The following is a 26,887-nucleotide window of genomic DNA, read 5'->3' on the forward strand; positions in this document are numbered from 1 at the left end:
CACCTCTAGCAACTAGAGGTTCAAGGGCAAAAATGCAATTTCCCGATTTTTTTTGAAAAGTTCACACCAGCTTCGCGCCAGCCGCGCGGTTCATCATGGCGGCATATTGGATTCCATGAAGCGGTTCAGATGACAGCACTCTTTATGAAACACTGCCGCCGGGCGGCCTCTCTTGCGGGTCTTGCGGCTCTGCCGCTGCTGAGCGGCTGCCTTTTTGTGACGGATACGACCCGGATGGATCCGGATGTCTTCGTGCGGGAAACGGCGCCGGTCTTCAACTTCAATTCCGTCAGCTCAAACCGTCAGCCGGAATTGCCGCCGCAGCCGGGCCAGCTTTCGACGCGCCCGCCGGATCTGTTCAGAACCCGCTTCCATCAGGAATACGGCCCGCCGGTGCGTGGGCAGGGCCTGAGCGCGCCGCAGGTGCAGGGGCAGGCCGCACCGCTCGCGCCTGATCGCATGGTGACCTATGGCCTGCCGGTTTCCAATCCGCTGCATCGGGTCATGTATGGCCCGATCCGCGACGAGGACCGTTCACTGCCCGCCATTCCTTATGGGCGCATCGACCCGCGTTATCTGCGGCAGGAAGTCAGCTATCAGACGGCGGAAGCGCCCGGCACCATCATCGTCGATACCAAACAGCATTTCCTCTATCTGGTGCAGCCGGGCGGCAAGGCGATCCGTTACGGCGTCGGTCTCGGGCGCGATGGTTACGCATGGTCGGGCCGCGGCAAGATTCAGTGGAAGGCGAAATGGCCGCGCTGGACGCCGCCGGACGAAATGGTCAAGCGCCAGCCGGAGCTCACCTCCATCTCGGCGGCCAATGGCGGCATGACGCCGGGTCTCAACAATCCGCTCGGTGCGCGTGCGCTTTATATTTTCAAGGACGGCAAGGACACGCTTTACCGCGTGCACGGCACACCGGACTGGCAGTCCGTCGGCAAGGCGACGTCCTCCGGCTGCGTGCGCATGCTCAACCAGGATGTCATCGACCTTTACGAGCGTGTGCCCAAAGGGGCGCAGATTGTGGTTATCTGACCACGTTCTAAAAGAAAGAGATGCGGGGTCCAATCCTCCGGCGCCTTGTGACTGGCTTTTAGCGGTCGGTTAACTATTTTCGCAATACGCATGATACGGAACAAATGACGTACAACGGCGATATAGCCGTTCGAAATGTGGGACAAACCGGCCTTATGACAAGCACCGACACAGATCTTTCCAGACGCACCTTTCTTTCCCTTCTCGGCATCTCCTCCGCTTCGCTTCTGGCGGGCTGCGCCTCATCCGGCACGGGAGACGCCATCCGCCAGCAGGCGAGCGCCATCGGCAGCGATTTCCGCCAGATGTTCTCGCCCGGCGTCAGCGATGCGGAACTGGCCGTCATGTACGGCTCGGTTGAAGATGGCGGTTACGTCATTCCCGCTGTCCCCTATCAGAAAATCGACCGGCGTTATTATCGCCAGCGGGTCGTCGACCCGACCGGCGAGCGCCCCGGCACCGTCGTCGTGGATACGCGCTCGCGCTTCCTCTACGTTGTGGAGCAGGGCGGCAGCGCCATGCGTTACGGCGTCGGCATCGGCCGCGACGGTTTCGCCTGGTCGGGTGAAGGCGTCATCCAGTGGCGTCAGAAATGGCCGAAATGGACCCCGCCGGACGAAATGGTCGCCCGCCAGCCGGAACTGGTCAAATATTCGTCCAAGAATGGCGGCATGCCGCCGGGCCTGAAGAACCCGCTCGGCGCCCGCGCGCTCTATATCTTCCAGAACGGCAAGGACACGCTTTACCGCCTGCACGGTTCGCCGGAATGGAACTCCATCGGCAAGGCCGTCTCTTCCGGCTGCGTGCGCCTGATGAACCAGGACGTCATCGACCTCTATGACCGCGTGCCGCAGAAGGCGCGTGTGGTGGTTTGGCAGTAGGTCTAACCGGACGCATTAAGAAGGTGTCCGGTAAGTGAATTGACGAGTAATGGCTGCAACACGAAGCGTGTTGTGGCCATTATTTATTTCTAATATATCAATATTGTTTTTAATATTAACATTCAATTCCATAGTATATTTAAAAATATCGTGACTCATATTGATTTTTTATTATAATAAGCGCGGGTTATTCATTGTTTTTACGGAAATGAATTTCCCATATTTTAAATCATCCTAATATCTCTGTCGTTAATCGAGGAGTGAATGGCATGACTCTTTATCTCTCAAATAGTTGGCAGGTAGGTACAAGTCCTTACGAAATCTTTTACGGTGATCGCTATGGCGTGGCGCGAAACGACGTATTTCAGCTTGGCGGCAGCGAGACCGGCACTCTGGGTGGTGTTCGAAACGGATGGGAGAAGTTTATCGGTGGCGCGGGTGTAGACACCATTTACGTCGCTCCGAAGTATTACTACTCCTGGACTGCCGTGATGATCGACCACAATGGCTTGGACAGCGTGGAACGTATCGAGTTTAACGGCGCCACCTCCTGGCCGGTAAAACCAGTCTATTTCGCTGGAATGGCAGATTTTTCGAGCGTCACATACATGTCGCCCGGCGTGACGATCTATGGCCGCGAGAACAGTAATATATTCGTCGGTAGTCAGCTTGGGGAAAGGATCGAAGGCGACGGCGGTGACGATCTGCTCTTTGGCAACGCCGGAGACGACACGTTGTACGGTGATACGACCGCGGTAAATCCCTGGCCGGCGCAATTGAATGCCGCTGGCAATGACTGGCTGTTCGGCGGCACCGGCAATGACTATCTGGATGGTCAGGGCGGTAACGACAATCTGTCCGGTGACGCGGGCGATGACAATCTTTATGGCGGACCCGGAAACGACCAGCTTAGCGGTGGAGAGGGCACCGATAAGCTTTTCGGCGGAACCGGTGACGACAAGCTCATTGGTGGAGAAGGTTCCGACCAGTTGTCTGGCGATGTGGGAAATGACCAGTTGCACGGTGGGGTAGGAAACGATCTTCTCAACGGGGGGATAGGAAACGATATAATCGAAGGTGGAGAAGGAACAAATCTTCTTTGGGGAGACCTTGGCGAAGATACATTCTACTTTGCGGTCAAAGGTGTACAGGACACAATTAAAGATTTTGAAGTGGGAATAGATCGCCTGCGCTTCACTACCGAAATCGCGGACGATTTTTCTGATTTTACAATTGTCGATCAAGCAAATGGATATGCGAATATAAGCGTAGAAGGTTTGGAGATTATCGTTGAGGGCGTCCCCGCAGCGTCACTCAACAGTTCAATGTTCGAATTTGGCGCTTATGCATGATCAAGGCGGGCTCCGTCGCAATTGCGGCGGAGCCTTTTACTGATCGTACTAAACCAGTTCGGGTTTCGTATATTTTTTCGTCATATTTCCATTTGTGTCAAATATTTCCAGTTCACCGTTTTCTTTATACGCGATCATTTTCTGTCCATTATTATAATATAGAATGCCTGGTGTTACGGACACTTGGCCGTTTTCCCCAAATTTAAGAGTTATGGCGGAGCCGAAAAATTCTTTTAAAGCTTTCTCGCTGTAATACATATCGTGACGTGACACCTCGCAATAAATTCCGTTAAGGGAGTTATTAAGCTCTGCAATTTCAACTTGTCCGTTATAACTCTTGTCGCTGGTGAAATATTCGACTTGCTTTTTAACCAGAGCTTCGTCTTCACCATTCGCGATGCGTTTTGCGCCCCATTCAGCATACTGCGCATTATATTCGTCACGCGGCAGCACAATAATTTCAGGTACATAGCGGGGACTGGCCCTCGCAGCTCTTGTGATCAGGTCGGTTACGAGGAATTCCGCATTCTCCACTGTCCGCTCAATCGGATTGACATAGTAGGACGACATCATATTCGTGGCTGCGGCGTTCATAGCGCTCATCGTCGCCTGCGGAATGGCGGCGGAGACGGTTTCTTTTTTTGCGACGGTTTCCAGCTTTGCTTTGGTAGCCTGCGAAGCGAGCGTCGAAATCGTTTCGATGGCTTGCGCAGTTTTTTGCTGGCTTCCGGCTACCATTCCGAGGATCGTGGTCGCGGCGTCGTTGCCTGATATTTTTGGGGCCGAAAAAGTTTGTTTAAGAATGGTCAGCGCCATTGAATTCGCAGAGATCAAAGTCATCGCATGCCTTTTGAAATCTGCCGCAAAAGTCCTTCACCGGCTTCCGAGGCTGGAAACGCAGCTAAAAGTCATTTTAGCTGCATAAAATATAAATGCAACTTTATCGGGAATTGGTAAATAAATACTTCAACACCCCCTGGATTTCAAGGGGCGTTAGGACTTCGAAAGACCATCCTTCAACGCGTTAACCCGGTCCCGCAACTGCGCCAGTTCCTCCAGCTCGCAGCCGGTGGCGCCGCCGATTGCGGCCATGATCTTCACGCCCTCCTTTTTGAGGTCGGCGCCCTTTGGCGTTAAGGCCACCAGCACCTGCCGCTCGTCCACCGTGCCGCGTTTGCGGGTTATCAGCCCTGCATGTTCGAGCCTTTTCAGCAGCGGTGACAGCGTGCCGGAATCCAGCCCCAGCATTTCGCCCAGCGCCTTGACGGTGGAGGTCTGCTTTTCCCAGAGCGCCATCATGACCAGATATTGCGGATAGGTCAGTCCGATAGGGTCGAGCAGCGGTTTATAGGCGCGTGTGAAAGCGTGCGCTGCGCCATAAAGGGCAAAGCATATCTGCTGGTCCAGCCTCAACAGGCTTTCCATCTTCGTGTCGTTGCCCTCTGCGCCCATAGTCCTGCTCCAAAATAAAACCGGGGAGGGAACAATCGGCCCCCGCTTTCGGTTCCTGCCACATGGATGTGCGGCGAAATTTCGTGAAAACTATCGCAAAAAACAAAATTTTATTCAATGTGCAAAATTATATTGCGCACAATTTAATTGTTCGCTATAAACCACTCAACACCAACCCGAAGGGAGTAAATGCCATGCCTATTCTCTACACGACCAAAGCATCCGCCACCGGTGGCCGTGCAGGTAACGCCAAGTCGGAAGACGGCGTTCTCGACGTAACGCTGACCGTTCCGAAGGAACTGGGCGGTGACGGTGCCCGCGGCACCAACCCGGAGCAGCTTTTCGCCGCCGGTTATTCGGCCTGCTTCCTCGGCGCGCTGAAGGCGGTTGCCGGCAAGCAGAAGGTAAAGATCCCGGAAGACACCACTGTGACGGCAACTGTCGGCATCGGCCCGCGCGAAGACGGCACCGGCTTCGGCATTGAAGTGTCGCTGAAGGTCAACATTCCCGGCCTGGAGCGCGAAAAGGCAGAAGAACTGGTCGCCGCCGCCCATATTGTTTGCCCTTATAGCCACGCCATGCGCACTTCCACGGAAGTGCCGGTTTCTGTGGCCTGATATTGCAGCTATCAAAAAGTGGGCCGGGTTTATCCCGGCCTTCTTGTTCGTGGAAATAAATATGCTATATTCTTTCTGAGGAAAGGATGTGCGCCATGAATATTCACGCCAAGACTGCCATGGATCCTGCAGCGCAGGGCAGGGTCGTCACCAAGGCCGTTATCGCCGCTGCCGAGCGGCTGGGCCTGAATGCCGCCCGCACGGCGGATATTCTCGGCGTTTCCGCCCCCACCGTGTCGCGCATGAAGAGGCTGGATTTCCTGCTGGAGCCGGGCGCCAAGTCCTTCGAACTGGCGGTGCTGCTGGTCCGGGTTTTCCGCTCGCTGGACGCGATTGCCGGCGGTGACGAGACCGTTGCGAAAAACTGGCTGCGTAATCACAATACGGCGCTGAACGCCGTACCTGCCGAAAAGCTGACCACCATTACCGGATTGATCGATGTCCTCTCCTATCTGGACGCCCGACGCGCTCCTGTCTGAAAAACGCGCCGCATCGGGAAAATACTGGCGGCTGGTGGAAGCGCAGCATCAGGTTTCCACCATGAAGCTGGTGGATACGGTGGAGGAGCAATCGCTGCTGGAAGATATTCTCGAGACGAGCAAGCGGCCGTTTCCGCCCGAATGCGCCGGTCTCGATTATCTTCTCGCCACGCCTTTCCGTTATGGCGCCGCCTATCCCTATGGTTCGCGTTTTCGCAGGGCAGGTTTCACCGAAGGCGTTTATTACGCCGCCGCCAGGGTGGAGACGGCGCTTGCTGAAATGGCCTTTTACCGGCTGCTGTTTTATGCCGAATCGCCGGGCACGCCGCTGCCCGCCAATCCTGCCGAATATTCCGCCTTCGCCGCCCGTGTCGCCACCGATGCCGCACTTGACCTGACGAAACCGGAGCTGAGCCGTAACGAAGCGCTGTGGACCGATCTTACGAATTACGAGCCGTGTCAGGCCTTGGCGGAGCAGGCGCGTGAAGCAAAGGTTGAGGCGATACTCTACCGCTCGGTGCGTGATCCCGCAGGTGGCCTCAACATCGCAATTTTGTCGCCAAAGGCCTTTGCGGCCAAAACGCCGGTAGAGCGGATGAGCTGGCGCATTCACCTGTCTAAAACCGGAGTGCAGGCCCTGTGCGAATTCCCGATGCGCCGGACGGGCTTTTCTGTTTCGGATTTTGTCAATGACCCGCGTCTGGCCGGCTTCCTGGGGTGAGGTGGCGCTCCGTTTTCTTCTCCCCGCCGGGGAGAAGGTGGCCCGAAGGGTCGGATGAGGGGGCAACGGTAGAGATTTACGGAGAGCTCGCCCCCTCATTCCGCTGCCGCGGACTTCTCCCCGGCGGGGAGAAGAAACAAGCGGCATCCGCTCGGCCTGTTCAGGCCCGGCCGTAAGCCTGAGCCCCGCTACTGCTTGCCCACACGGGCGCGCAGCTCTTCCACATGCGCTGCGATTTCCGGCGTTACGACATCGCCAAAGTCTTCCATTTCGAACAGCGGACGGATTTCAATTTCGCTGCGCTCCAGCATCGGGTTGGGGCAGCGTTTCACCCATGCCACCGCCTCATCCATGTCCTTCACAGTCCACAGCCAGAAACCGGCAACCAGCTCGTTGGTGTGCGGGAAGGGGCCATCAACGACAGTTCGGCTGTCGCCATCAAAAACAACCCTCTTGCCCTTGGAGGAGGGGTGCAGCCCGTCGCCGGACTGCATGATGCCGGCATTGACCAGTTCCTCGTTGAATTTTCCCATTGCCGCCATGAGTTCAGTCGTGGGCATGACGCCATCTTCGCTGCTCTTGGTGGCTTTTACAAAAACGATTGCACGCATGATTTTTCCTCCTGGATTGCGTTTTCGGGGTAGTTTCGTCCGTAGTTTCGTTTTCCAGCACGACGGCCCTATGACATTCTGGCCGATAAAAGTGGCGTCATGCCGTCGTGCTGTCAGCCGAGATCGATAAGATCGCGACGCAGCCGGTCGGGGTCGCCACTGCCGATTTTCGCTTCGATTTCCGCATGAGTCTGTTCCCAGATGGGAAAGGCCGCCGCAAGCACGGCCATGCCATCCGCCGTCAGCCGCAGCCGCTTGCCGCGCCTGTCTTTCGGGTCCTGTTCGATGCTGACCAGCCCGCGCCGTTCCAGCGGCTTCAATGCCGCCGTCAGCGTCGTCCGGTCCATCGCCAGAAGATGGGCGACCGGTCCCATCGGCGGCGGCTCCGGCCGGTTCAGCGACATCAGCAGGGAAAACTGGCCATTATTGATGCCAACAGGCTTCAGCGCATTGTCGAACAGCCGCGCCAAGGCCCGTGCAGCGCGCTGGGCGTGCAGGCAAAGACAGGCGTCCCGCACGAAAAGAGTTGTCGAAAAAGGAATCACGCTGGCGTTTGACATGCGATAAATATGTTGATATCAACCTAATTAGTCAAGCGGAACTTGATGCTCCGCTGATGGTTTAACTGACTTTCAATGCAGAAATAGGCGGTGTCCTCCGGTGGAGCGGAGTGGCGCCGTGGTGAAAGACGGATCCAAGGAGGAAAGATCATGTCTCATCCTGTTGTTTCGAATGAAGAGTGGCTTGCGGCCCGCCGCGATCTGCTGGTGAAGGAAAAGGAACTGACCCGCGCCCGTGACCGGCTGAACGAGGCGCGGCGCGCATTACCCTGGGAAGAGGTGACGAAGGACTATATTTTCGATGCGCCTTCCGGCCCGAAATCGCTGAAGGAACTGTTCGGCGATTGCAGCCAGCTCATCGTTTATCACTTCATGCTGGCGCCTGACTGGGAGGAGGGCTGCACCGGCTGTTCCTTTTTCGCCGACCATGTCGATGGCGCGATGATCCATCTGAAACATGGCGATGCGGGTTTCGTCGCGGTCTCCCGCGCGCCGCTTGAAAAGATCGAAGCCTATAGACACCGCATGGGCTGGAAGTTCCCGTGGGTTTCCGCAGCGGACAGCGATTTCAACTATGATTATCAGGCTTCCTTCCGTGATGAGGATATCAAGGGTGGAGCCATCACCTATAATTACCGTGAAATCGAACCGATGGGCGACCTGAAGGATCTGCACGGCGTCAGCATTTTCGCCAAAGGCGAAGATGGCAAGATTTATCACACTTACTCGGCCTATGCCCGCGGCATGGAGCAGGCGCTCGGTACGCTGATGCTGCTCGATCTGGTGCCAAAAGGCCGTAATGAAGACGGCGTAATGGATTGGGTGCGCCGGCACGATCAATATGAGGACGCACCGAAAGCTGCAGCCTGCTGCCACTGAAACGGACGGACGAGGAGGAGACAATAATGGAAATGCAAAGCGCCAAGCCGCAGAAGGAACATGAATTCCTGTCGAGAATCGTTGGTGACTGGGTCATGACCGCTAGTTCCGGCCATGAGAATTATGACGCCGACGACCCGTCGCAGCGATTCACCGAGACGGTCCGCTCCATCGGAGGGCTGTGGATCGTCGGCGAGGGCACAGGCAAGATGCCCGACGGTGACGAGATGACAGCCGTGATCACGGTCGGTTTCGACCCGGCCAAGGGCAATTTCGTCGGAAGCTGGATAGGGTCAATGATGACCTATCTCTGGGTCTACAGGGGCTGGCTGGAAGAGGACGGCAAGACCCTGACACTGGAAGCCGAAGGCCCCGCCTTTGACGGTTCCGGCCGCATCGATACCTATCGTGATGTGCTGGTGCTGCATGACGACAATCACCGCAGCTTTTCTGGCAGCGTCCGCCAGCCGGATGGCACATTCAAGACCTTCATGACATCGGAATTCCGCCGCAAGGGGTAAGCCCTGCCGGAACGAGCCGCACAGACCGGCGCCGCCGCGCCCCGCGGCGGGCGGGATCACCCAATCAAATATAGACGCCCAAACCTCCTGAGGAGACGAAGATGTCCGATACACATGGAAAATTCATCTGGGTTGAACTGATGACGCCTGACATGGAAGCGGCCGCCCGCTTTTATGGCCATGTCGTTGGCTGGCAGACAAAGGATTTCGGTTCGCCGGAAATGCCCTATCTGGTGCTGGAAGCCAATGGCAAAGGTATGGGCGGTGTCATGGAACTGACCGAGGAACTTAAGGGTCAGGGCATTCCGCCGAACTGGACCGCTTATGTCGACGTTGACGATGTTGATGCCTCGGCTAAGCTTTTCGAGGAAAAGGGCGGTTCCGTCATGCGCCAGCCGCAGGATATTCCTGAAATCGGCCGGTTTGCTGTGGTGGCGGACCCCTATGGTGCGGTTCTGTGCATCATGACGCCACTGCCAATGGAAAGCGGCGGTTTTCCCGAAGACGCGCAAAACCTGCCCGGCCATGTCGGCTGGCATGAGCTGATGACGGGCGATGTGGATGGAGCGACCGCCTTTTATGGCGAGGTGTTCGGCTGGACCAAGGACCATGATTTCGACATGGGCGAAATGGGGCCGTATCGCATCTTCGCCCATAACGGCAAGGCCATCGGCGGCATGATGAAACGTATGCCGCAGGCGCCCGACTGCTACTGGGGTTATTACTTCAATGTCGAAGGCATTGATGCCGCCATCACCCGCGTCAGCGCCGGCGGCGGCAAGGTCGTCAACGGTCCGATGGAGGTTCCCGGCGAAAGCTGGATTGTCAATTGCCAGGACCCGCAGGGCGCCTTCTTCTCGCTCGTGTCGCAGAAGAAGTAAAAATCATGCCCCTCCCGCCACTGGATTGGCGGGAGGGGCCTTCGTTTTGAGAACAGTCATGCCGAAGCGAAAAACGCTTCCGCATCTTCGACTTCCACCAGCCGGCGTTTGTCGATCAGCCAGAAGCGGGTTCCGACCGCCCGCACGAAACTCCGGTCGTGCGAGACGAGCACGCAACTCGCCTGACGGCCGGTAATTTCCGTCTCCAGCGCTTCCTGCCCCTCAATGTCGAGGTGGTTGGTCGGCTCGTCCAGCAGGTAGAGATTCGGCTCGGTCAGGCGCAGCGCCAGCATGGCAAGCCGCGCCTTCTGTCCGCCGGAAAGCGTCGCGATGCGACGTTTCTGCATTTCCATGTCGATGCCTGCACCGGCGAGCAAACCGTGCGCGCGCTGGTCGCCTATGTCGAAGCGGTGTGTGATGAGCGTCAGCGGCGTGCTGGCATCATCGATTTCGGCGAGCGACTGGTCGACATATCCCGCCACCAACGAGGGGGTGGCCTTGATGCCCTCCGCCACCTGCTCGTCAGCCCTTATTGCCGCCTTCAGAAGCGAGATCAGCCGCGTCTTGCCGACGCCGTTGTGGCCGAGAATGACGATGCGGTCGCCCTGGCGGATGAATTGCCGGCCGGTGCGGAACAGCAAGGTGCCATCCGGTGTCGAGACGGGAATATCCTCCAGCGTCACCAGTACCTTGGCGTGTGTGCCGCGATTGGCAAGCTGGATCTTTCCGGCAGATCGATCCTGATGGGCGGGCCGCGCTTTTTCCTCCAGCTTTTCGGCGCGCTCCCGCAATTGCTTGGTCTTGATGGTCAGAAGATCGCTGCCCGAATTGATGCCGATATTGTTGAGCTTCGCCGCCTGCCGGCGCAATTGTTGCACGGTCTTCATGTCGCGCTCGAAACGCCGTCCATCGGCGGCATCCTCCTCTTCGAGCGCCCTTCGCGCATGCCCATAGGGCAACCGGAAGAGCGAGGAATTTTCCGGCCGCAGGAACAGCGTGGCTTTGGTGACATTGTCGAGAAAGGCGCGGTCATGGCTGACAATGACCACCGCCGTATCGCGGGGCAATTGTTGCAGAAAACCCTCCAGCACCTTGATTTTTTCAAGGTCGAGATGGTTGGTCGGCTCATCGAGCAGCAATAAGTCCGGCTCGGTGATCCATGCCCGCGCCAGCATGGCAAGCCGCTGCCAGCCACCGCTCAGCTGTTGCAGGGAGTGATGGCGATAGCTTTCCGGCACAGCCATCTCATCGAGGATGATGTCGGCGCGCCAGCTGTCGCTGTCGATTACATCCGCTGGCAGGGCGGATAACACCGCATCCCGCATTGTCCGCGTGAGAAGGGCCGGGGGCAGATGCTGGTGGACGATGGATTGCGTCAACCCGCGCAACCGGGTGATATCGCCGCTGCTGGCTTCCAGTTCGTCAGCAAGGCAATTGAGCAGGGTGGATTTGCCGCAGCCATTCGCCGCGACAATGCCGATGCGGTCTCCCGCATGGATGGTGAGGCTGAGACCGGAAAAAAGCGGCTTGCCCAGAATGATTCCGAGGTTTCGAAGTGTGATAAGGGTCATGGTGCATCTCTGGCGAAACGGATCATCAACGAAGCTGGCGCCACATGCGGGCAGGGTTGTTCAGTCGAGATGATCCGTCATGAAAACATGCGCAATGGCAGACGAGCTGCGTTCCGCGCGGCCTTTTGGGCAAACCAGAGTCTTGGAAGTTCCGGTCAGCCCTGCAAACGCATCTGCAGGGCAGAAAGGTGGCGGATCTGGCGGTAACGCCAGAAGCAGGAAATATCCATGCGAAGCCTCCTTTCTTGATACGGGTTGAACCGCTTGATGATTAGCAGCGGTGGTGGCGGGAGGCAATGGGTTTTGCGCAGGTGCGGCCGTTATAGGATGGCGCTACGGTGCGGCACCGTTTCTTCTTCCCGCCGGGGAGAAGGTGGCCCGAAGGGTCGGATGAGGGGGGCAACCTTGCCGAATATCTCTACCCTGTCCCCTCATTCCGCTGCCGCGGACTTCTCCCCGGCGGGGAGAAGAAACAAGTGGCGCACGCTCGACCTGCATAGGTGCTTCAATACATATTTACCGCTTCAAACTACCCAAAATCCCGCGCACGATCGCCCGCCCTACGGATGTCGCAACAGAACGGGCGGCACTTTTCATCGCCGCTTCGATCACCGTTTCGCGCTGGTAGCCGGTCTTGCGGGTGCCGCCATTGCGCGAGCCGGTCGAGGCCGGTGCGGGCTCCTCGTCGCCGAAGCCCGGCAGGCGCCAGCGTCCGGAAGCGTTGTCGGACTGGTTGGCGGCATTTTCCTCTTCCGCGCGCTTGGCGGCTTCGGCTTCCGCCGCCTTCTGGGCGCGGGCAGCGAGGATTTCGAAGGCGGATTCCCGGTCGATATCCTTGTCATATTGGCCGGCGAAGGGGCTGAGATCGATCAGCGACTTGCGTTCCGCATCGGTGAGCGGCCCGACGCGGCCCGAGGGCGGACGCACGAGGGTGCGTTCCACGATGGAAGGCGCGCCCTTGTCATGCAGGGTGGAAATCAACGCCTCACCCGTGCCAAGCGTGGTGATGGTGTCGGCGGTGTTGAAGGCCGGGTTCTGGCGGAAGGTGTCGGCGGCGGTGCGCACGGCCTTCTGCTCGCGCGGCGTATAGGCGCGAAGCGCATGCTGCACACGGTTGCCGAGCTGGGCAAGAACGGTTTCCGGCACGTCGAGCGGGTTCTGCGTCACGAAATAGACACCCACGCCCTTGGAGCGGATAAGGCGCACCACCTGTTCCACGCGCTCGACCAGCACCTTCGGCGCATCGTTGAACAGCAGATGTGCCTCGTCGAAGAAGAACACCAGACGCGGCTTTTCCGGGTCGCCCACCTCAGGCAGTTCCTCAAACAGTTCCGAAAGCATCCAGAGCAGGAAGGTGGCGTAAAGGCGCGGGTTCATCATCAGCCGGTCAGCCGCAAGAACCGAAACCGTGCCGCGGCCATCCGCGCCGACGCGCATGATGTCGGCAATCTTCAATGCCGGCTCGCCGAAGAAATTTGCGGCGCCCTGCTGTTCGAGAACCAGCAGCCCGCGTTGCAGTGAGCCGACCGAGGCCTTGGAAATCAGGCCGAACTGGTTGGAAAGCGCCGACGCGTTTTCGCCCATATAATTCAGCAGCGATTGCAGGTCTTTCAGATCGAGCAGCGGCAGCCCGCCCTGATCGGCGATCTTGAAGGCGATGTTGAGCACGCCTTCCTGCGCTTCCGATGCGTCCATCAGTCGGGCAAGCAGCAGCGGTCCCATTTCGGCGATGGTGGCGCGCACGCGATGGCCTTTTTCGCCGTAGAGATCCCAGAAGATGACAGGCGATTTTCCATAGGAGAAATCCGTAAAGCCAATCTGCTCGGCGCGTTTCTGCACCCAGTCTTTCGCCTCGCCCTCGGCCGCGATGCCGGAAAGGTCGCCCTTGATATCGGCGCAGAACACCGGAACGCCGGCCTTCGAATAGCCTTCGGCGAGAACCTGCAACGTCACGGTCTTGCCCGTTCCCGTCGCGCCGGTGATGAGACCATGGCGGTTGCCGAATTTCAGTTCCAGATATTCGCCCTTGTTCAGGCTGTCATCCGGATTGCGGCTGGTCCCGATATAGAGCTGTCCGTCCTGCAACATCGACCAATTTCTCCTGCGGCTGATGCATGACCCTTAAATCACCATGGATTTCACAAAAGTCATGTCCGAATTAAAAGCGTAACGAGCGTGCCTTGACCGCTGATGGTAAACGCGGCCTTTTCATAGTTTGGTTGTGATGATCTTATAAGGACAGTTTCAAGGCGCAACAACTGCTTGATGGCGATGAATAAAAAGCGCTTGATGAAAGTTGCCGCACCTATCCGTGGCCGCTTGAATGCGGCATGAGATTGTTTTACGTTGACGTTAACGTCAGTTATTCGATGTTGGCGTCGTTTTTCAACAGGAGGCAAGAATGAACGAAATCGTTGATCAGATCGCCGCAAAGGCGGGTATCGACCCTCAATTGGCTGAAAAGGCCGTCGGCATGATTCTCGGTTTTCTCCAGCGCGAGGCGGCCGACGGCCCGATCGCCAAGATGATCGAAGCCATTCCGGGCGCCAGTGATCTCGTGGCGCAATATAACGGTGAGGGCACCGGTAATGGCGGCGGCGGTCTGCTGGGCGGACTGATGAGCGCGATCGGCGGCGGCGGCATCATGGGTCTTGGCCAGCAGTTGATGAGCCAGGGTATCGGCATGAGCGAGATTTCCACGCTGGCCAAGGAAACCATCGCCGTTGCCCGTCAGCACGCGGGCGATGAGACCGTTGACCAGGTGATTGCCTCGGTTCCGGGCCTTAGCCAGTTCGCGTAAGGCGATATTAATCCATTGCGGGGCGCGGCGGCTGTTCTTTGAACCGCCGCCGCGCCTCTTCTATGTCCGCATGGTGCGTTTCCGCCCAGATCCAAACGCCGCAAAAAGCGCTGCCGAGCGTGCGGCCGAGATGGGTGAGATCATAATCCACATGCGGCGGAATGACGGGATGCACGGTGCGGCGCACCAGCCCGTCGCTTTCCATCTGTCTCAGCGTTTTTGTCAGCATCTTCTGGCTGATGCTGCCCACATGTTTGCCAATCTGTGTGAAACGCAGCGTGCCGTGCTCTTCCAGCACTTCCAGAATGAGCATCGTCCATTTGTCCGCCACCTTGGCGATAATGTCCTGAACCAGCGCCTCGATGACCGGATCGGTTTCCGTGGGTGGCGGAACCTTGCGCCGGCTCTCAATGGTCGGATCGGCGGCGTGCCGTTTCATCTTACACTCTCCTTTGGGTAAGTATAAATCTTTTGGGTGCCTACTTTCGATTGGAGAGTATCATAGCTAACTTCCTTTCAGCCAACAAGCAAAGGATGCTGCAATGAAAATCACCGGCAACACCATTCTCATCACCGGCGGCGGTTCCGGCATCGGCCGGGCGCTGGCGGAAGCGTTTCACCAGGCCGGCAACCGGGTCATCATTTCCGGCCGCCGCCAGGCCGTGCTCAACGAGGTGACGGCCGCCAATCCCGGCATGGCCTCGATGGTGATGGACGCAACCGACGCCGCAGGCATCCGCGCTTTCGCCGAGGCGCTGGTGAAGGCCCATCCGGCTCTCAACGCCGTCATCAACAATGCCGGCATCATGCGGCCGGAAGACATCGCCGCAGCACCGGATTATCTCGACACGGCCGAAGAAACCATTGCCACCAATCTTCTCGCGCCCATTCGCCTCACGGCGGCGCTTTTGCCGCATTTCCTCAAGCAACCCGCCGCAACGGTGCTGACGGTGTCCTCCGGTTTGGCCTTCGTGCCCATGGTGCTGACCCCCACCTACAGCGCCACCAAATCGGCCATCCATGCCTATTCGGTTGCGCTGCGCGAGCAGCTGAAGGAGACGCCGGTGAAGGTCATCGAAATCGTGCCGCCCTATGTGCAGACGACACTAATGGGCGAGGGGCAGGCGAGTGATGAAAGGGCCATGCCGCTCGACGCCTTCATTTCCGAGGTGATGGATATTCTTGAAAATCGCCCGGATGAGAAGGAAGTTGTGGTGGATCGCTGCAAGCCGCTGCGTTTCGCCGCGCAGAACGGTAATTTCGATCAGGTCTTCGCCATGATCAACCATATGCATCCGTAAACGGCAGCGTCTGTCGCATCGGGGCATCCTGTGATAGCGTCGCGCTCTTATCCGCGGAGCGCGCGCTTTCATGGCCCAAGGCCAATTCCTGATGCCGAAAACCAGCATGCCCGGTGTTGCCGCCGTGGTGGCGGATAGCGATCGCTCCTTTCCACGCCATATGCACGACCAGTTCGGCATCGGTCTCATCGAGCGCGGCGCGCAGAAATCGCTTTCCGGTCGTGGCATGGTGGAAGCGGGCGCCGGCCAACTCATCACCGTCAATCCGGGCGAGGTGCATGATGGCATTCCGCTCGGGGAGGGCGGTCGCGCCTGGCGGATGCTCTATCTCGATATCAATATCGTTCGTGACGCCATTGCCGATATCGGCGAGAAGGATCGAGGTTCTTTCGAATTCGCCTATCCCGTTGATGCAAGGCCTTTGGCGGAGCGGTTCAACGCTGTCTTTTCCGCCGTCACTACGAAGGAACGACCGGGCGAAACCCTTGATAGTGATGAGACCTTGCTGATGCTTCTGGCGGCTGCGATGGAGACGCCGGCGAAGCCCGACGAAATCGCCGCATCCGAGAATATAAGGCGGGCGAAAAGCAGCATCGATGACGAGCCCTCCCGGTCGTTCCGCCTTGCCGATCTGGCGAGCGAGGCAGGCATGAGCCAGTTCCGCTTCCTGCGGGCTTTCGCCAGGGCGACGGGCCTGACCCCGCACAGCTATCTTCTCCAGCGTCGCGTGCATGTGGCACGCCATGCGCTGGCCAGCGGCACCCCGCCCGCCGAGGCGGCCTTCATCGCCGGTTTTGCCGATCAGAGCCATCTGAACCGGTTCTTCGTGCGGCAATTCGGGGTGACGCCGGCGGTTTATCGGGCGGCGCTTTCGTAGATGCTTTCTCCGCCCTCATTCCTGTGCTTGTCACAGGAATCCAGCCAGCCCAAGGACTTGGGCTGAAAAGAGTCCTCCCGCCGCGCAGACGCGCGTCGACTGGATTCCTGTGACAAGCACAGGAATGAGGATGGAGTGGGCTGGCCGGTACTGTGACTCGCCACTTCGGCGCGAGCCTTCGAGCGTCTGTGCTGCAATTTCATCCAAGACGCGCACCCCACGCACCATCATGCTCCTGTCCTCCACCCACAGGACACACCCGCACCATGACACCCGAATTCCTCATCACATCTTTCATCGTCGCCGCGTCTCCCGGAACCGGCGTGGTCTACACGCTGGCCGCCGGTCTTTCGCAGGGGGCGAGGGCGAGCGTTGTCGCGGCCTTCGGCTGCACGCTTGGCATCGTGCCACATCTGCTCGCCGCCATCACCGGCCTTGCCGCCATACTGCACACCAGTGCGCTGGCCTTCGGTATCGTCAAATATCTGGGGGTCGCCTATCTTCTCTACATGGCGTGGAACACGCTGCGGGAAGACGGTGCGCTGAAGATCGACGATACGAGGGAGCCTCAGAAAGCCGCCCGCGTCATCGGCGAGGCGATCCTCATCAATCTGCTGAACCCGAAACTGTCGATCTTCTTTTTCGCCTTCCTGCCGCAATTCATCGCGCCGGATGAGGCTTTGCCGACATGGCGCATGGTCGATCTCGGGTTGATCTTCATGGCCATGACGTTTCTGGTCTTTGCGCTTTACGGCTGCTTTGCCGCCTCGGTCCGGCGGCAGGTGGTGTCACGCCCTGCGGTTCTCGCCTGGCTGCGGCGCAGCTTCGCGGCTGCTTTCGTGGCGCTGGGTGCGAAGCTGGCCCTGACCGAGCGATAAGACGGGACCGGATGGCCCCGTTGCCTCAGTCGTCCCAATCGGGCGCGAGGTGGCCGGGGCTGACGATGCGGCCATTCGGCTTTGCAAGCGCGTGGATGGCCTGCATTTCCTCTTCCGACAGCGCAAAATCGAAAACATCGAAATTCTCCTTGAGGCGGCTTTCCGTCGCCGTCTTGGAAAGCGCCACGATATCCGGCTGCTGCACCGCCCAGCGCAGGGTCACCTGCGCGGCGGTCTTGCCGTGCTTCGCGCCGATATCCTGCAGCACGGGATCGTTCGGCACCCGGCCGTCGGCCATCAGATAATAGGCCGTCACCGACATCCCGTGTTTGCGCGCCGCCGAAATCACCTTCGTCTGGTCGAGATAGGGGTGATATTCGATCTGGTTGGTGGCAAGCGGTGTGTCCGACAGTTTTACCGCCTCGTCGGTCAGCGCCACGTTGAAGTTGGAAATGCCGATATTGCGCGCCTTGCCGGCCTTGCGCACCGCGTTCAGCGCGCCCATGCGTTCGGCAAGCGGCACATCGCTTTTCGGCCAGTGCAGCAGCAGCAGATCGACATGGTCGGTCTTCAGTTTCGCAAGGCTTTCATCGACGGAGGCGAGAAAATCGTCGTGACGGTAACGGTCCACCCAGACCTTGGTGGTCAGGAAGATATCATGCCGGGAAATGCCCGATTGCGCGATGACCTCACCGACGGCCCCCTCGTTCTTGTAAATCTGCGCGGTATCGACATGGCGGAAGCCGAGTTTCAGCGCCTCCGGCAGAATGCGCCTGATATCGTCTTCCGGAATGCGGAAGGTGCCGAAACCGAGGGCGGGAATATTCGCGCCATTCGCGCTGACGTCATACATGGATGTCTCTCCTGTTTGCTGAAAACATGGCCGGCGCGGGATGCCGGGCGGGGAAGCCGTCTTTCATTAACTGGTGTCCGCGCAATCGGTTTCAACCCGGCGGGACGATATCACATCAGCACGTAATCCACCGGGCGCGGGTCGGCCGGCAGATCGGTCTCGCCCATCGCCTCGCGCAGATTGATTTCGATGGTGGTGGCAAGCGCATTGATCGGCAGCGCATTGAAGCCGGAGCCGAAGGGGTCTTCCAGCTCGTCGGACAGCGCATCGAGACCGAAAAACGTATAAGCGATGAGCGTGCTGGTGAAAGGCGTGGCCCAGCCGAGCAGATCCGTGAAACCGAACGGCAAAAGCAGGCAGAAGAGATGCGCGGTGCGGTGAAGCAGCAGCGAATAACCGAAGGGAACAGGCGTATGGCGAATACGCTCGCACGCGGCCTGTGCGGCCGCCATCTGCTGCACGGTGGCATCCAGCATCTGCAACTGTATATCGCTGATCTGCCCCTTCGCATTGGCGGAAACGAAGGCGCCGGATATTTCGCGCAACAGCATGTCCGGCTTGTTGCGGCTGCGGGCATAGGTCTGCGAAATGTCATCGGGAATGAGGCGGGCTGCGGTGGCGGTTGCGTCACCGGGGCGCAGATGCGAGACCAGCGCATGGCAGAAGGCGATTGCGAGATCGATGATCCGCCGGCGGGCAACGGGATCGGCGACATCCTGCCGGCTTTCGAGCATGGTGCTCTGGCGTGCCAGCGTGCGCGCCACGGTCATCAGCGCGCCCCATTGCTTGCGGGCCTCCCACCAGCGGTCGTAACAGGCATTGGCGCGAAAGCCGAGGAACACCGAAAGCGCAATACCGAGCAGCGAAAATGGCGCGCCGTTCAGCGCCTGCACCAGATCCGGCCGGACCTTATGCGCCCAGACAACCAGCGTCGACAGCAGGAAAACGGCAAGCACCTGCGGAAAGATGCGGACGACGATGGAGCCGCGCAGGATGGTGAAAAGTTGCAGCAGGTTCGGTTTTGGACGAACGATCATGGTGGAGACTCAAAATGCCTGTGATGGTGGCGGGAACGCGAAAATCCCCGCACATATTTACATGATGGCACGTCGGGCTTGTCCACTCCTTTTTGCGCGGTTGCGCCCGGCAGCGGGCGGAGTTACCCCTCGGGTCGCGTCGGCGAAATGTCGGCGGCACGATCCGGATTGGCGGATGGAAGGAAATGTCGCATGTCACGCTCAGAACGGCTGCTTGATCTGTTGCAGATCCTGCGTTCCCACCGCATGCCGGTCAGCGGTGCGGCCCTTGCCACGCAGACCGGCGTCAGCCTGCGCACGCTCTACCGCGATATAGCGACGCTTCAGGCGCAGGGCGCGGATATCGAGGGCGAGGCCGGCGTGGGTTATGTGCTGCGCCCCGGCTTCCTTTTGCCGCCGCTGATGTTTTCCGGGCAGGAAATCGAGGCGCTGGTGCTGGGTTCGCGCTGGGTGGCGGGTCGTGCCGATGCAGGGCTGGCCGAAGCCGCGCGTGCTGCGCTCGTCAAGATCGCCGCCGTGCTTCCCGATGCCCTGCGCGAAGAACTCGACAATTCCACGCTGCTCATCGGCCCCGGGCAAGCCGTGGCAACCATCCGCATCGATCTCGCCGAAATTCGCGATACGATCCGCAAGGAGAGCAAGGTCGTGATAACCTATCGTGACGAAAAGGGAGAGTTGACGGAGCGGGTGATCTGGCCTTTCGCACTCGCTTTTTTCGATCTGGTGCGGGTGGTGCTGGCATGGTGTGAGACGCGGCAGGATTTCCGCAGTTTCCGGGCCGATCGCATCGAAACTTTCCGACCGATGGACAGCCGTTATCCCCGCCGCCGGCAGGCTTTGCTGAAAGAATGGCGCGACCGCGAAAAACAGCGGCGGCGGCGGGATCATACTGACAAAAACTGACAGCAGGCGGGTCTAGACATCGTTCATCCGCAACACAGGAGAACGACCATGACCCACCCCGATTTCACCATCCTCTATGTCGATAACCCGCCGGCCAGCACGCAGTTTTACAAGACCCTGCTGGGTACGGAGCCGGTCGAATCCTCGCCCACATTCTCGCTTTTCGTGCTTCAGAACGGCATGAAGCTCGGCCTCTGGTCGCGTCACACGGTGGAGCCGAAGGTAGCGGCGACGGGCGGTGGCGGCGAGCTTGCCTTCCGTGTCGAAAACGACGCTCAGGTGGATGAGACTTTCGCCGGCTGGCAGGCAAGAGGCGTCGCCATGCTGCAGCAGCCCGCAAAAATGGAATTCGGCTATACCTTTACGGCCACCGACCCCGACAACCACCGTCTCAGGGTCTATGCCTTCGCGGGCTAACGTTACTTCTTCACCGCAACCACAAACAGCCGTGGAAAGCGCAGAAGCAGGCGGCCGTCCGCCATCGGCGGATAGGCCGCCTCGATGCGCCGCGTGTAGTCGGCGAGGAAGGCTTCGTGGTTTTCCTCGCCGGCGGCGGTGAGATAGGGGCGAAGCCCGGTGCCCTTGACCCATTCGACGATGCTTTCCGCATCCTTCATCGGGTGATTGTAGATGGTGTGCCACACATCCACACGGGCGGCTTTCGGCGCCAGTGCGTTGAAATAGTCGGATGGCGCGGGCAGGGGTTTGCGCCGCAGCCTGCCATCGGCAAATGTGTCTTTCCAGGAGCCGTTGGCCCCGGTCTCCTCCATGGCGCGATGCGTCGGCTCCTGCAGATTGTCGGGCATCTGCACGGCCAGAACCCCGCCGCTTTCCAGCTGGTCCATCAATTGCGAGAGAACGGTGAGATGATCCGGCACCCACTGGAAAACCGCATTGGCGTAAAGCAGGTCCGCCTTCTGCGCCGGCTTCCACTGGGCAAGATCGGCCTTGCCGAAACGTGTATTCGGCAGCCGGTCCGCGGCCTTTTCCAGCATGTCGTCGTCGCTGTCGATGCCGGTGATGACATTGACGCCATAACGGTCGGTCAGAAGCTCGGTGGAATTGCCCGGCCCGCAGCCGAGATCATAGCCGTTCAGCACCCGCTCCAGCGGCACCTGCGCCAGAAGGTCCCGGGCGGGACGTGTCCGCTCATCTTCGAATTTGAGATATTGCTGGGCGGACCATGCCATGATTTCCTCCTGCAAGAGAGCTGTAAGACCGTGAGCATCGCACGGGCGAAATAGCGCCGCCATCATCCGATGCATGAATTATTGTGATGAACCTATTCACCAACCTTTTGTTTCGCCTCATAAAACATCTTTCCCGGGGTGTCGCTTTGTTATTTTCCATCAAAATCTGAAATCGCGGCAATTAAAACTTGACCTCATCAGGCGAGAGGCATTCACTCCGGCCGATTTCCAGAGCATTTCCAATAAAGTGCAAAGCGTTTTGCGCCGGGAATTGCTGCAAGACAAAAAGACGGAGCGTTTTTACCGAAACGCTTGAGACAGGAGACCATCATGAGCGTCGATACCGCACCCCGATCAACCACCTGGACCTATGTTGACGGTCAATGGCTGCCTGGCAATCCGCCGCTCATCGGCCCGACCTCGCATGCCATGTGGTTGGCCTCCACGGTGTTTGACGGCGCGCGCTGGTTCGATGGCGTGGCGCCCGATCTCGATCTGCATTGCCAGCGCGTCAACCGCTCGGCCGTCAATATGGGCATGAAGCCGACCATGACGGCGGAAGAGATCGAGACCCTGGCGCTGGAAGGCGTCAAGAAATTCGACGGCGAGATGGCGATCTATATCAAGCCGATGTATTGGGCCGAACACGGCATGCCCGGCAGCGTCGTGGCGCCGGATGCCAGTTCCACCCGTTTTGCGCTCTGCCTTTTCGAAGCGCCGATGGATGCCGGCAAGCCGCTGACGCTCACCGTCTCGCCGCTGCGCCGTCCTTCGCCGGAAACCGCGATGACAGACGCTAAGGCCGGCAGCCTTTACCCCAATAGCGGCCGCGCCATTCTGGAAGCCCGTTCGCGCGGCTTCGACAACGCCCTCATGCGCGACATGAACGGCAATGTTGCCGAGTCGGCCTCCGCCAACATCTTCATGGTCAAGGACGGCGTCGTCCTCACCCCGGTTCCGAACCGCACTTTTCTTGCCGGCATCACCCGTTCGCGGGTGATCGGCCTGCTGCGCCAGGCCGGTTTCGATGTGCGCGAGGCGACCTTGTCGGTCGAGGATTTCCGCGAGGCCGATGAAATCTTCTGCTCGGGCAATTATTCGAAAGTATCGCCGGTCGTGAAGCTCGATGACCGGGAATTGCAGGCCGGACCCGTGGCGCGCAAGGCGCTCGATCTTTACATGGACTGGGCGCGTCTCGGCACCGACGTCTGAGCCTTCAGCAAGTCCTGTTTTCAGAAGCCGCGATGGGTCCATAACCGTCGCGGCTTTTATTTTGCCTTGCGATATTTACCCTGAAAATTAAGGGGCAATTTAATCCAATTTTAGAAAACCACCCTGTAGTCTGCGGCATTATCGATTTAGGCTATGGGGGCCACCAATGTTTTTCAGCATACGCAATATACTTGTGGGTTTTTTTCTCGTTGTCGGCATCGCACTTGCGGGTTTTGTCGGCAACGCCATGTGGCAATCCGTTCATCGCGCCCGCACGTTTTCGGACGTCGCGCAGCTCGTTTCGCTCGACAGGCTGCTGTTTAACGCCCTGCTGAATTTCCGCAGCGAACGCGGCAACAGTGCCTCGGCGCTGACCGTCGATCCGGCGAAGACCGCCAATACCATCGCCAGCGTGCAGGCATCGCGCCAGAAGGTGGATGCGGCGATGAGCGCCTTCCTCGAACAGTCTGCCGCACTTGATCAGGCTGGCCTTCAGGCGCCGCTTGCCCGCGTAAAGGATATCTACACGCAATTTCAGGAATTGCGCAAAAAGGTCGACGCCAACGTTACCCTGCCGCTCGACCGTCGCGAAAACGGGCTGGACAAGACCGTGCTGGCGCTCGGGCAGGATTTCCTGACCGCACTTGAGACGGGATCGACCGCGGTGGAGGGAGAGGTTCGCTCGCTGGACCAGAGCCTGACCGGTCTCATACAGCTCAGATCCTATGGCTGGTCGGCGCGCGCTCTCGGCGGCAGCGCCACCGTCGTCATCAATGCGGTCGTCGCCCAGCAGCGGCCGCTTACCCCGCAGGAGATCCAGCAGCTCGGCAATTTCGATGCCGGCGCGGCGTTTGCGTGGAAAGCCACCGGCGAACTCGTCGCGCATGAATCAACGCCGCAAGCCCTGAAGGATATCTACGCCACTGCCGACCGGACCTATTTCAAGGGCGATTTCGTCGCGCAGCGCGCCAAGCTTGTCGATGATCTGAATAACGGCCGCACGCCGTCCTTCACCATCGATACATGGCGCAATACGGTCACGGCCAGCCTCGATACGGTCGCGAAAATCGCCTCCGAAGCGATGGAGGTTCTCAATGCAAGCGCTGAAAAGGCCAAGCAGCAGGCCTTCATCGGCGCGATGATCTATCTCGCGGCTTTCATCCTCACGCTTGGGGTCTGCATTCTCTGCCTTGCCGTCATCATCGGCCGCGTCACCCGCCCGATCAGCCGGTTGACCAAAGCGATGATGGAATTGTCCACCGGCAACCTGACCGTCGATGTATCCGGCTCCAGACGCAGCGACGAAATCGGCGAGATGGCCCGCGCGGTGGAAATCTTCCGCGAAGCGGCCATTCGCAACCGCGAGCTGGAGATGCAGGCGGACGCCAATCGCGACAAGGCCGAGCGCGACCGCGTCGAATTGCAGCAGCGCGCCGAAGCCGAGGCCGAGGAACGGCTCAATCAGGCGACCGGCTCGCTGGCCGGCGGCCTTCGCCGGCTTGCCTCCGGTGATATGGTCTGCGAGATCGCCACGCCGTTCGCGCCGCAATTCGAGGCGCTGCGGCATGATTTCAACAGCTCCGTCCACCAGCTGCGCGAGGCGCTGGCAAGCGTCGGCCACTCCGTCCAGACGGTGAACGGTGGCGCGCATGAGGTTTCGTCCGCCTCCGACGATCTGTCCCGCCGCACCGAGCAGCAGGCCGCGTCTCTGGAAGAGACCGCCGCCGCGCTCGAGGAAATTACCGCCAATGTCACCGCCACCTCCAAGCGGGCGAGCGATGCACGCGACACGGTGCGCGATGCGCGCACCAAGGCTGATCTTTCCGGCAAGGTGGTGCGCGATGCCGTCTCCGCCATGGAACGCATCGAGCATTCCTCGCGCCAGATCGGCCAGATCATCGGCGTCATCGATGAAATCGCCTTCCAGACCAACCTTCTGGCGCTGAATGCCGGCGTTGAGGCGGCGCGGGCAGGTGATGCCGGCAAGGGCTTTGCCGTCGTGGCGCAGGAAGTGCGCGAACTGGCGCAGCGTTCTGCCAATGCTGCCAAGGAAATCAAGCAGCTGATCAACACCTCCGCCATCGCCGTGGGCGAAGGCGTCAGGCTGGTGGCCGATACCGGCGTCGGGCTTTCCGAGATCGAACAGCTGGTGCTGTCCGTCAACACCCATATGGACGCCATCGCCACGGCGGCGCAGGAACAGTCGGCCGGTCTTTCCGAGGTGAATACCGCCGTCAACCACATGGATCAGGCCACGCAGCAGAATGCCGCCATGGTTGAGGAAATGAACGCGGCTGGCGCGGGGCTGGCGCAGGAATGCGCCAATCTCCAGGCGCTGCTTTCACAATTCCAGCTCGGCCAGCAGGCCTCCGCCTTGCATGAGACGGCAAGGCAGATGCGGCGCGGCGCAAGCCCCACCCGCACTCCGGCCCATCCTGCTCTGAAGGCCCGCCCGGTTGCCGCACGCGGCAATGCGGCGCTGGCCGTGAGGGGTGATGACTGGGCGGAGTTCTGAAGGCGATCCAGCGTTGGATATGGCGAGGAACTGGCATCCACCCGCCGTCATCAAGTCTTTGATCGCGAGAGAGTCCTTTCACGGCGCAGACGCGCCGTGGCTGGATGCCGGATCAAGTTCGGCATGACGGAAGAAAAGTGTCCTCCTCAACTGCCCGAGCCCGCATCCGCAACAGGTGCGGGCTTCATCGTTTCCGGAGGTCCGGCAGCGCAGCGGCAAGCGCCCGCAGCGGCGCGGTCATATGTTTGTCGCGTCTCATCGCCAGCGCGATCCGCCTTTCGAGCGGCGGGACGAGAGAGCGCCATTCAAGCCCGGACGCCGCCCCTTCGTGCTCCATCGCCATGCGCGGCACGATGGCAAGGCCAAGGCCCGCGCCCGCCAGTTTCTTGATCGCCTCGACGCTGCCCAGTTCCATGGCCGGCTGCACGGTGCGGCCGCTCGTCGAAAACCACTGATCCACCAGCCTGCGCGTATTGCCGCCCTCGTAAAGCAGCAGTGGTCGCGTCGAAAGTGTTTCGGCGGTGAGTGCCGTTGCATCAGCGACGGCGCCATGCGGGAAAACCGCGACCAGTTCGTCGAGATGAATATCGCGGATATCGAGGCTGCGTCCGCTGGCGGGCAGGGCCACCACGGCCGCATCGATCGTATTGGCTTCCAGAAGCCGCAAGATATCGTGGGTATTGCCGGTCTGCACGATGATTTCGATGCCTGGCATCGCCTGCCGGATGCGGCCCAGCACCGGCGGCAGCAGGTAGATGCAGGCGGTGGCGCCCGTGCCGATGCGCAGGCGTCCCGTCACCCCGCTGCGATGCGGCGCGACGGTATCGATGGCATGCGCCACTTCTTCCGCAATCCGCCTTGCATGGATGAGAAAATCCCGGCCCGCCGCTGTCGGCTGCGCGCGTCTGCCGACCCTTTCGATCAGCCGCACGCCAAGCTGCTTTTCGAGCAGCCTTATATGCAGGCTGATGGCCGGCTGCGTCAGCCCAGCCTTGTCGGCGGCGGCGGAAAAACTGCCGAGATCAGCCACATCCATGAAACTGCGCACCTGCCGCAGATCGAGGTCCATCATCAAAGAAAACCTTATCGTTTGTATAAGATAGATAATCTTTATTTTGGATGCGCCGCAATGCAAAATGATGGCGTGAATGATCCGCAGGACAAGAGAATGACCCTTCCCACCGTTTCCAGCCCTACCATCCGCCCCTGTGAAGAGACGGATATTCCAGCCATTACCGAAATTTACCGGGACGCCGTGCTTCATGGCCGCGCCAGCTTCGAGATCGATCCGCCAACGGTGGAGACGATGGCCGAGCGCCGTCGCCTTCTGGTGGAGGGTAACTATCCCTATCTCGTCGCCGATGTCGGCGGAAAGGTAGCCGGATATGCCTATGCCGGCGCCTATCGCGCCCGCCCGGCCTATGGCGCGGCGGTCGAGAATTCCGTTTACGTCGATCCGGCCATGAAAGGCATGGGCATCGGCCGCAAGCTGCTCGATGCGCTGATTGCGGAGGCGACCGCACGCGGCTTCCGGCAGATGATCGCGGTCATCGGCGATTCGGCCAATGCCGCCTCGATCGGCGTGCACCGTGCCGCCGGTTTCGAGCATGTCGGCACCTTCAAATCCATTGGCTGGAAACACGGCCAATGGCTGGATACGGTGCTGATGCAGCGTGCGCTGGGCGAGGGTGACACCACGCCGCGTTTCTGAGTCGTCAGGGAGGAATGGCGAAAACCGTGAGCGGTTTTCGCCTGAAA

The 26,887-nt window shown here is 59.5% G+C and carries 29 protein-coding genes; 18 read left to right on the forward strand and 11 right to left on the reverse strand.

Annotated features, from left to right (window positions below):
• Window positions 1-129: 129 nt before the first annotated feature.
• From CFBP6623_RS02750 to CFBP6623_RS02760, 3 genes are all read left to right on the forward strand, one after another.
• Window positions 130-1,038: a L,D-transpeptidase gene (locus CFBP6623_RS02750; RefSeq protein WP_046798565.1), complete on the forward strand. Its 909-nt coding sequence runs from the start codon at window positions 130-132 to the stop codon at window positions 1,036-1,038.
• Between the two features lie 155 nt (window positions 1,039-1,193).
• Window positions 1,194-1,919, forward strand: a complete 726-nt coding sequence (locus tag CFBP6623_RS02755) for a L,D-transpeptidase (RefSeq protein ID WP_003494344.1) — start codon at window positions 1,194-1,196, stop codon at window positions 1,917-1,919.
• Window positions 1,920-2,188: 269 nt separating this feature from the next.
• Window positions 2,189-3,271: a calcium-binding protein gene (locus tag CFBP6623_RS02760; protein ID WP_052817486.1), complete on the forward strand. Its 1,083-nt coding sequence runs from the start codon at window positions 2,189-2,191 to the stop codon at window positions 3,269-3,271.
• Between the two features lie 48 nt (window positions 3,272-3,319).
• On the opposite strand, the gene CFBP6623_RS02765 is transcribed toward CFBP6623_RS02760, so the two are convergent.
• Window positions 3,320-4,087 carry a hypothetical protein gene (locus tag CFBP6623_RS02765; RefSeq protein ID WP_137002493.1) on the reverse strand — a complete coding sequence of 256 codons (768 nt, stop codon included), beginning with the start codon at window positions 4,085-4,087 and terminating at the stop codon, window positions 3,320-3,322.
• Between the two features lie 177 nt (window positions 4,088-4,264).
• Window positions 4,265-4,723, reverse strand: a complete 459-nt coding sequence (locus tag CFBP6623_RS02770) for a MarR family winged helix-turn-helix transcriptional regulator (RefSeq protein ID WP_046798567.1) — start codon at window positions 4,721-4,723, stop codon at window positions 4,265-4,267.
• Window positions 4,724-4,917: 194 nt separating this feature from the next.
• On the opposite strand from CFBP6623_RS02770, the gene CFBP6623_RS02775 reads away from it, so the two are divergent.
• The 3 genes from CFBP6623_RS02775 (at window position 4,918) to CFBP6623_RS02785 (ending at window position 6,540) form a co-directional block, all read left to right on the forward strand.
• A complete protein-coding gene (locus CFBP6623_RS02775) occupies window positions 4,918-5,340 on the forward strand; it encodes an organic hydroperoxide resistance protein (RefSeq protein ID WP_003511906.1) in 423 nt (140 codons plus the stop codon).
• 95 nt (window positions 5,341-5,435) lie between these two features.
• Window positions 5,436-5,819 carry an MbcA/ParS/Xre antitoxin family protein gene (locus CFBP6623_RS02780; RefSeq protein ID WP_046798939.1) on the forward strand — a complete coding sequence of 128 codons (384 nt, stop codon included), beginning with the start codon at window positions 5,436-5,438 and terminating at the stop codon, window positions 5,817-5,819.
• A complete protein-coding gene (locus tag CFBP6623_RS02785; protein WP_046798568.1) occupies window positions 5,779-6,540 on the forward strand; it encodes an RES family NAD+ phosphorylase in 762 nt (253 codons plus the stop codon). The genes CFBP6623_RS02780 and CFBP6623_RS02785 overlap by 41 nt, the downstream gene beginning before the upstream one ends.
• 188 nt (window positions 6,541-6,728) lie before the next feature.
• On the opposite strand, the gene CFBP6623_RS02790 is transcribed toward CFBP6623_RS02785, so the two are convergent.
• Together CFBP6623_RS02790 and CFBP6623_RS02795 are read right to left on the reverse strand one after the other, a co-directional pair.
• Window positions 6,729-7,151 (reverse strand): YciI family protein, encoded by a 423-nt coding sequence (locus CFBP6623_RS02790; RefSeq protein WP_046798569.1) that lies wholly within the window; start codon window positions 7,149-7,151, stop codon window positions 6,729-6,731.
• 113 nt (window positions 7,152-7,264) lie between these two features.
• Window positions 7,265-7,711: a MarR family winged helix-turn-helix transcriptional regulator gene (locus CFBP6623_RS02795; RefSeq protein WP_046798570.1), complete on the reverse strand. Its 447-nt coding sequence runs from the start codon at window positions 7,709-7,711 to the stop codon at window positions 7,265-7,267.
• 150 nt (window positions 7,712-7,861) lie between these two features.
• Here CFBP6623_RS02795 and CFBP6623_RS02800 point away from each other — a divergent pair, with 150 nt between their 5' ends.
• The 3 genes from CFBP6623_RS02800 (at window position 7,862) to CFBP6623_RS02810 (ending at window position 9,992) form a co-directional block, all read left to right on the forward strand.
• Window positions 7,862-8,590 carry a DUF899 domain-containing protein gene (locus tag CFBP6623_RS02800; RefSeq protein ID WP_046798571.1) on the forward strand — a complete coding sequence of 243 codons (729 nt, stop codon included), beginning with the start codon at window positions 7,862-7,864 and terminating at the stop codon, window positions 8,588-8,590.
• A gap of 26 nt (window positions 8,591-8,616) precedes the next feature.
• Window positions 8,617-9,111, forward strand: a complete 495-nt coding sequence (locus CFBP6623_RS02805; protein ID WP_046798572.1) for a DUF1579 domain-containing protein — start codon at window positions 8,617-8,619, stop codon at window positions 9,109-9,111.
• Between the two features lie 101 nt (window positions 9,112-9,212).
• The gene (locus tag CFBP6623_RS02810) at window positions 9,213-9,992 is read left to right on the forward strand and encodes a VOC family protein (protein ID WP_046798573.1); all 780 of its coding nucleotides are present in this window, start codon (window positions 9,213-9,215) and stop codon (window positions 9,990-9,992) included.
• A 56-nt stretch (window positions 9,993-10,048) separates the two neighbouring features.
• Here the strand turns inward: CFBP6623_RS02810 and CFBP6623_RS02815 are convergent, their stop codons facing one another.
• Window positions 10,049-11,563: an ABC-F family ATP-binding cassette domain-containing protein gene (locus tag CFBP6623_RS02815; RefSeq protein ID WP_046798574.1), complete on the reverse strand. Its 1,515-nt coding sequence runs from the start codon at window positions 11,561-11,563 to the stop codon at window positions 10,049-10,051.
• A gap of 516 nt (window positions 11,564-12,079) precedes the next feature.
• Window positions 12,080-13,651, reverse strand: a complete 1,572-nt coding sequence (locus tag CFBP6623_RS02820) for a helicase HerA-like C-terminal domain-containing protein (RefSeq protein WP_046798575.1) — start codon at window positions 13,649-13,651, stop codon at window positions 12,080-12,082.
• Window positions 13,652-13,964: 313 nt separating this feature from the next.
• Here CFBP6623_RS02820 and CFBP6623_RS02825 point away from each other — a divergent pair, with 313 nt between their 5' ends.
• Complete coding sequence (locus CFBP6623_RS02825) at window positions 13,965-14,363, forward strand: DUF937 domain-containing protein (protein WP_046798576.1); 399 nt, start codon at window positions 13,965-13,967, stop codon at window positions 14,361-14,363.
• Between the two features lie 7 nt (window positions 14,364-14,370).
• Here the strand turns inward: CFBP6623_RS02825 and CFBP6623_RS02830 are convergent, their stop codons facing one another.
• Window positions 14,371-14,802, reverse strand: coding sequence for a winged helix-turn-helix transcriptional regulator (locus tag CFBP6623_RS02830; RefSeq protein ID WP_046798577.1), 432 nt, complete (start codon window positions 14,800-14,802; stop codon window positions 14,371-14,373).
• 103 nt (window positions 14,803-14,905) lie between these two features.
• Between CFBP6623_RS02830 and CFBP6623_RS02835 the strand changes: the two genes are divergently transcribed.
• From CFBP6623_RS02835 to CFBP6623_RS02850, 3 genes are all read left to right on the forward strand, one after another.
• Window positions 14,906-15,664, forward strand: a complete 759-nt coding sequence (locus CFBP6623_RS02835; protein WP_046798578.1) for an SDR family oxidoreductase — start codon at window positions 14,906-14,908, stop codon at window positions 15,662-15,664.
• 70 nt (window positions 15,665-15,734) lie between these two features.
• Window positions 15,735-16,541, forward strand: a complete 807-nt coding sequence (locus tag CFBP6623_RS02840; protein ID WP_046798579.1) for an AraC family transcriptional regulator — start codon at window positions 15,735-15,737, stop codon at window positions 16,539-16,541.
• Window positions 16,542-16,807: 266 nt separating this feature from the next.
• Window positions 16,808-17,419, forward strand: coding sequence for a LysE family translocator (locus CFBP6623_RS02850; protein WP_046798581.1), 612 nt, complete (start codon window positions 16,808-16,810; stop codon window positions 17,417-17,419).
• A 25-nt stretch (window positions 17,420-17,444) separates the two neighbouring features.
• Here the strand turns inward: CFBP6623_RS02850 and CFBP6623_RS02855 are convergent, their stop codons facing one another.
• Window positions 17,445-18,272, reverse strand: a complete 828-nt coding sequence (locus CFBP6623_RS02855; RefSeq protein WP_046798582.1) for an aldo/keto reductase — start codon at window positions 18,270-18,272, stop codon at window positions 17,445-17,447.
• A 110-nt stretch (window positions 18,273-18,382) separates the two neighbouring features.
• Window positions 18,383-19,309: a bestrophin family protein gene (locus CFBP6623_RS02860; protein ID WP_046798583.1), complete on the reverse strand. Its 927-nt coding sequence runs from the start codon at window positions 19,307-19,309 to the stop codon at window positions 18,383-18,385.
• A 192-nt stretch (window positions 19,310-19,501) separates the two neighbouring features.
• Between CFBP6623_RS02860 and CFBP6623_RS02865 the strand changes: the two genes are divergently transcribed.
• Complete coding sequence (locus tag CFBP6623_RS02865) at window positions 19,502-20,212, forward strand: helix-turn-helix transcriptional regulator (RefSeq protein WP_046798584.1); 711 nt, start codon at window positions 19,502-19,504, stop codon at window positions 20,210-20,212.
• Window positions 20,213-20,260: 48 nt separating this feature from the next.
• The gene (locus tag CFBP6623_RS02870; RefSeq protein ID WP_046798585.1) at window positions 20,261-20,629 is read left to right on the forward strand and encodes a VOC family protein; all 369 of its coding nucleotides are present in this window, start codon (window positions 20,261-20,263) and stop codon (window positions 20,627-20,629) included.
• A 2-nt stretch (window positions 20,630-20,631) separates the two neighbouring features.
• Here CFBP6623_RS02870 and tam read toward each other — a convergent pair whose 3' ends face one another.
• Window positions 20,632-21,402 (reverse strand): trans-aconitate 2-methyltransferase, encoded by a 771-nt coding sequence (tam, locus tag CFBP6623_RS02875; protein ID WP_046798586.1) that lies wholly within the window; start codon window positions 21,400-21,402, stop codon window positions 20,632-20,634.
• 330 nt (window positions 21,403-21,732) lie between these two features.
• Between tam and CFBP6623_RS02880 the strand changes: the two genes are divergently transcribed.
• A complete protein-coding gene (locus tag CFBP6623_RS02880; protein ID WP_046798587.1) occupies window positions 21,733-22,614 on the forward strand; it encodes a branched-chain amino acid aminotransferase in 882 nt (293 codons plus the stop codon).
• A gap of 166 nt (window positions 22,615-22,780) precedes the next feature.
• Entirely contained in the window at window positions 22,781-25,129 is a 2,349-nt protein-coding gene (locus tag CFBP6623_RS02885; RefSeq protein WP_046798588.1) for a methyl-accepting chemotaxis protein, read from the forward strand.
• Window positions 25,130-25,313: 184 nt separating this feature from the next.
• Here CFBP6623_RS02885 and CFBP6623_RS02890 read toward each other — a convergent pair whose 3' ends face one another.
• Window positions 25,314-26,201, reverse strand: a complete 888-nt coding sequence (locus tag CFBP6623_RS02890; protein WP_046798589.1) for a LysR family transcriptional regulator — start codon at window positions 26,199-26,201, stop codon at window positions 25,314-25,316.
• Window positions 26,202-26,297: 96 nt separating this feature from the next.
• On the opposite strand from CFBP6623_RS02890, the gene CFBP6623_RS02895 reads away from it, so the two are divergent.
• Window positions 26,298-26,840, forward strand: a complete 543-nt coding sequence (locus tag CFBP6623_RS02895; RefSeq protein ID WP_046798940.1) for a GNAT family N-acetyltransferase — start codon at window positions 26,298-26,300, stop codon at window positions 26,838-26,840.
• The last annotated feature ends 47 nt before the right edge of the window (window positions 26,841-26,887 follow it).

The organism is Agrobacterium tumefaciens (assembly GCF_005221385.1).
Lineage (GTDB): Bacteria > Pseudomonadota > Alphaproteobacteria > Rhizobiales > Rhizobiaceae > Agrobacterium > Agrobacterium tomkonis.